1 protein-coding gene is annotated in these 1,174 nt (G+C 38.0%); it reads right to left on the reverse strand.

Going from position 1 to position 1,174, the window contains the following annotated elements:
* Positions 1–18: 18 nt before the first annotated feature.
* Positions 19–1,077 (reverse strand): RNA-guided endonuclease InsQ/TnpB family protein, encoded by a 1,059-nt coding sequence (locus HX124_RS18050; RefSeq protein WP_286384455.1) that lies wholly within the window; start codon positions 1,075–1,077, stop codon positions 19–21.
* Between the last annotated feature and the right edge of the window lie 97 nt (positions 1,078–1,174).

A 1,174-nucleotide genomic window follows, 5' to 3' on the forward strand; every position in this document is an offset into this window, starting at 1 on the left:
ATTGACATCCTCCCCGACCTAAAGGACGGGGATTCCTACTACTAGACGCTCATGTCCGAGCGCAAGAATATTAATCGCTGAGTTTATATCTCTATCATGGCATGTACCACATTCCATGCACGACCATTCTCTTATTCCAAGTCCTGTCCTACCTTTCGGACTACTAGAGCGTGAGCCACAGCACGAACAAGTTTGGGTGGTATAAACTTCGTTGACTTCTTCAAACAATACCCCTGCGTTCTCGCATTTATACTTGAGCATTGTTTTTAGTGCTGAAAATCCTGTATCTAAAACAGACTTTGCCATTTTAGTTTTTACAAGTTTCTTGGCACTCAAGTTACCTACTATGATGTATACATTATTTTTCACAAGCATGGTGCTTGCTTTGTGCAAATGATCTTTTCGACAATTTGCAATCTTAGCGTGTAATGCACGTACACGTTTTTTATTTTTTGCTCGTTGAGCTATCCCTAATTTCTGCTCGTATTTTCGATAGAACTTAGGATTTGAAATCACAGTGCCATCAGAACAAGTGGCTATATCTTTTAAACCGAGATCAATGCCTATTGCTTTAGTTGTGGTTGGTTTTTCTTGCTTATGTGAATCAACTACAAGACAAACGTACCAACGTCCACGACTATCCTCGACAAACGAGCCTGTTTTAACGTTGTATTTACTTAGTCCATAGCTATCCCATAGTTTGAATTGATGCTTTCCATATTGCACATATCCATCAGCATATTTAACCGCTACTTTCTTAAATGGTATCCATCCCAAAGAACGCCTAGCTGATTTTTTGTTACTGACACGCCATTTCAATTTAGCTTTTTTAAATTGCTTTCTGCGGGTAACTAATTCTTCTGTGACCGCCTGAATAGTTTGGCTGTGCAAGTTACATTCTTTCGATGTGCCTTTGGTATATTGAGCAATATCGTATGCTGAGAAAAATTGACCTGTTCTTTTTAGACGCTTAAAACTTAAATCATTGACATAATTCCAAACAAAATTAACCTCTGATGCTAATTGGTCTAGCATCTTGCAATGTTTGTCTTTTATGCGTAATTTAAGTGTTTTCATGTGGTTATTTTAACAAGGACATTTTAAATAGAGAACCCAAAGATATTCTATACGACACTTCATGTCGTATGACTTACGCCAGTCGCTTATATCCTCG

Origin of the sequence: Acinetobacter sp. 226-1, assembly GCF_030329325.1 — a bacterium.
Lineage (GTDB): Bacteria > Pseudomonadota > Gammaproteobacteria > Pseudomonadales > Moraxellaceae > Acinetobacter > Acinetobacter sichuanensis.

What these genes read in the sequence shown, in the direction of transcription:
- HX124_RS18050 (WP_286384455.1), bottom strand. Translation starts at nt 1,077, where the DNA reads ATGAAAACACTTAAATTACGCATAAAAGACAAACATTGCAAGATGCTA.